We start from the raw sequence: 3,500 nt of genomic DNA on the forward strand, positions 1-3,500 counted from the left end.
TCGGCCGACGTGACGCTGGGATCGGAAATTTCCGTTCGGCTCGCTCGGGGTAAATTAGGCGCCCGTGTCGAACGCAAAGAATAACCGGTAGCCACCATCCCCGCCCTGACCAATCGGGGCTCGCGCGGGAGGACAACATGGCAACAGAAGAATATCTCATGATTCCGGCCAAGGGGCTGGAACCGATCGTAGCCGAGTACCTTGCCCAGATGGAAGAAGTACGCCGCACGGTCAAAGAATACGTCCGCGACCTGACGCCCCAGCAGCTTTCCTGGCAACCCTACGAGGGTGGCAATTCGATTGGCACGTTGCTCCTGCACATTGCCGGCACGGAAACTTTCTGGATTCGGGAACGGCTTGGTGGGGAGAAACTCAGCCGGGAAGAGTGGGCCGAGTACGGGATGGAGGACTACCCCAAGCTAAAATCGCCCGACGGCAAAGACCTATCCTATTTTTTCAGCAAGCTGGACACCATGCGGGAAAAAACACGCCAAGCGATTGCGGCAATCAAGGCGGCCGACCTTGGGCGCGTCTATCAGGAAGAATTTCAAGGAAAGAGCTACACGTTTTCGGTCCGCTGGATTCTGCACCACCTCGTTGAACACGAGGCCCACCACAAAGGCCAAATTGCCATCCTCCGCCGTTTGGGCAAAATGCCCGACCGGCGAGAAGGATAAAGAGACAGGGAAGCAGGGAAGCAGAGAAACCCTCGATGGTTGCGAACGCTTTTTCTCTATGGCGCTCTGTGTCCTCTGTGGTGAAATCCTTTTGAACCACAGAGAACGCAAAGGACGCAGGGGCCGCACAAAGAAAATAGAAGAATTCGGAGCTTTAGGACGCACACAACAAAAGCTCTAACGATATACGTCGCGCCTGTGTCCAATGTGTAGGATAAGAACTGTCTTGGCGGCGTCATCAATTTCGTATATTACGCGGTAGTCCCCGACCCGAATCCGCCAGCCCTCCCGCCCGACGAGCTTTCGACAACCGCCTGGTCGAGCCTCAGTTTCAAGCGCCAAGATCGCAGCCTTGACCCTTTGGTAGTCATCCAAGGAAAGAGCGGCAAGTTCTTTTTGCGCCCGCCGTAAGATGAAGACGGAGTATGTCACTTGCGGGAGCGTTCAATCTCGTCGGTAGCTTGTCGGAAGGGAATCGCAGGCTCGCCTGAGGCCTTGGCAGTATCGTAGGCCCGAATTGCTTCCAGCTCTTCTAGATCCTCAAGCATCTTCTTGTAATCGTCCACGTCGAGGATCACGCTGACTTTCTCGCCCTTTTCGTTGGTCACAAACTTCAACGCCCTCGGCATCTTGGCCTTCCCCTCTATATGTCCTGATTCTACTCTGACCGATGCACTGCCGACAAGCAGAGCCGGAGTTTACTGGACCAATCGCCTCGAGCCCGGCAGGCTTTACTCGGCGGGGCCGCTGACCTTAAGCACAGCGAGGAAAGCTTCCTGGGGAATGTCCACCCGACCGACCCGCTTCATGCGCTTTTTGCCTTCTTTTTGTTTTTCGAGGAGCTTGCGTTTGCGGGTGATGTCGCCGCCGTAGCACTTGGCCAGCACGTTTTTGCGCATGGCCGGGATGCTTTCGCGGGCGATGACGCGGCTGCCGATGACCGCCTGGATGGGAACTTCAAACATGTGCCGGGGGATGAGCTTGCGCAAGCGCCCAGCCACCTCGCGGCCGCGCTCGTAGGCCTGCTCGCGGTGACAAACCATCGAGAGCGCGTCCACCGCTTCGCCCGCCACCAGGATGTCGAGCTTGACCAGGTCCGATGCCCAGTAGCCGGCCCATTCATAGTCGAGCGATGCGTAACCCCGCGAAAGGGACTTCAGGCGGTCATAGAAATCGAGCACGATTTCATTGAGCGGCAAATCGTAGGTCAGCATGACGCGCTGCGGCGAAAGATATTCGAAATTCTTTCGTATGCCGCGCTTCTCCTCACAGAGCTTGAACAGGCTGCCCACTGCTTCTCCGGGCGCGATCATCATGGCGGTGATGACCGGCTCTTCGATCTTTTCGATTTCATGCGGGGGAGGGAAGCAGGTGGGATTGTCCACCTCGGCCACCTCGCCGCTCGTGCGGGTGATGCGATAGCGGACGCTGGGCGCTGTTGTGATCAGGTTCAAGCCGAATTCGCGCTCCAGCCGCTCCTGCACGATCTCCATGTGGAGCAGGCCGAGAAACCCGCAGCGGAAGCCAAAGCCCAGCGCCGCCGAACTTTCCGCTTCGTAAGAAAAGGCCGAGTCATTGAGCCGGAGTTTATCGAGAGCGTCCCGCAGCGGGGCATAGTCATCCGCGCTTACGGGGTAGAGGCCGGCAAAAACCATCGGTTTGATTTGCTCGAATCCGGGCAGGGGAGCCGAGGCGGGTTCGTCATCGGCCGTGATCGTGTCGCCGATTTTCGTGTCGGCCAGCCGCTTGATGTTGGCGACGACAAAGCCGACCTCGCCGGTTGAGAGTTGCTCGACCTCCACCGGCTTGGGCGTCAGCACCCCAAGGCGTTCCACCTCGTAAACTTCCCCGTTGGACCACAGCCGGATCTTCATTCCCTTGCGGAGCGTGCCGTCCACCACCCGCACCAGGACAATCGCGCCGCGGTAGGGGTCGAACCAGGAATCAAAAATCAGCGCTCGCAGAGGGCCTGCCGGGTTACCGCGCGGCGGCGGGACGCGGGCGACAATCGCCTCCAGAACATCGTCGGTCCCTTTCCCGTGCTTGGCGCTGATGAGAAGAGCGTTGCTCGAATCGAGTGCCAGGATGCTCTCAATCTGCCGGCGGACTTCCTCGGGCTGGGCTGCCGGCAGGTCAATCTTGTTGATCACCGGGATGATTTCGAGGTTGTTCTTGGCGGCCAGAAGGGTGTTGGCGACGGTTTGCGCCTCCACCCCCTGGGAAGCATCTACCACCAGCAGCGCGCCCTCGCAAGCCGCCAGGCTGCGGGAAACCTCGTAGGAAAAGTCCACATGACCCGGCGTGTCAATCAAGTTGAGCTGGTAGGTCTGCCCGTCCCGTGCCCGGTAATGGAGCCGGACCGAGTGGGCTTTGATGGTGATGCCTCGCTCGCGCTCCAGGTCCATCGAGTCAAGGACCTGGTCGGACATTTCCCGGGCCGTGAGTGCCCCGGTCGATTCCAGTAGCCGATCGGCCAGAGTCGATTTTCCATGGTCAATGTGCGCGATGATCGAAAAGTTTCGAATGAAACCTGGTTCCATCTTTTCTTCAGGCAAGGGCTCTCAGGGCGTCTCGGCGATGAGCCCAAAGCCAACGATTTTGCCACAAGCATGGAGGATTTGCACCCGGCAGGGTCGATCCGTTCTGTAGTAGTTCTGTAGGGGCAAGCTTCAGCTTGCCCCGATTTGGGGCGGTCTAAAGATGTATGGTATCAGGACATCCGTTACACCTGGCAGTTAGAGTCTTCGGTCGAGGAGAGCGAAGACATGCCATGGAAGAGGACGGATGTGAGCCAGCAACGGGTGCCGTTTGTGGTGCGGGCGG

At 58.6% G+C, this 3,500-nt stretch carries 3 protein-coding genes; 1 reads left to right on the forward strand and 2 read right to left on the reverse strand.

Features of this window, described 5'->3' with window-relative positions; genetic code table 11:
• Positions 1-137 precede the first annotated feature (137 nt).
• Positions 138-677, forward strand: a complete 540-nt coding sequence (locus VIH17_11825) for a DinB family protein (GenBank protein ID HEY4683918.1) — start codon at positions 138-140, stop codon at positions 675-677.
• A 428-nt stretch (positions 678-1,105) separates the two neighbouring features.
• Here the strand turns inward: VIH17_11825 and VIH17_11830 are convergent, their stop codons facing one another.
• On the reverse strand, positions 1,106-1,306 hold the full coding sequence (locus VIH17_11830) for a hypothetical protein (protein HEY4683919.1): 201 nt from the start codon (positions 1,304-1,306) through the stop codon (positions 1,106-1,108).
• A gap of 102 nt (positions 1,307-1,408) precedes the next feature.
• Positions 1,409-3,217, reverse strand: a complete 1,809-nt coding sequence (gene lepA, locus VIH17_11835) for a translation elongation factor 4 (protein ID HEY4683920.1) — start codon at positions 3,215-3,217, stop codon at positions 1,409-1,411.
• Between the last annotated feature and the right edge of the window lie 283 nt (positions 3,218-3,500).

Source organism: Candidatus Acidiferrales bacterium, from assembly GCA_036514995.1.
GTDB lineage: Bacteria > Acidobacteriota > Terriglobia > Acidiferrales > DATBWB01 > DATBWB01.

Coding starts and splice junctions, on each gene's coding strand:
- lepA (HEY4683920.1), bottom strand. CDS start 3,217: ATGGAACCAGGTTTCATTCGAAACTTTTCGATCATCGCGCACATTGAC.
- VIH17_11825 (HEY4683918.1), top strand. CDS start 138: ATGGCAACAGAAGAATATCTCATGATTCCGGCCAAGGGGCTGGAACCG.
- VIH17_11830 (HEY4683919.1), bottom strand. CDS start 1,306: ATGCCGAGGGCGTTGAAGTTTGTGACCAACGAAAAGGGCGAGAAAGTC.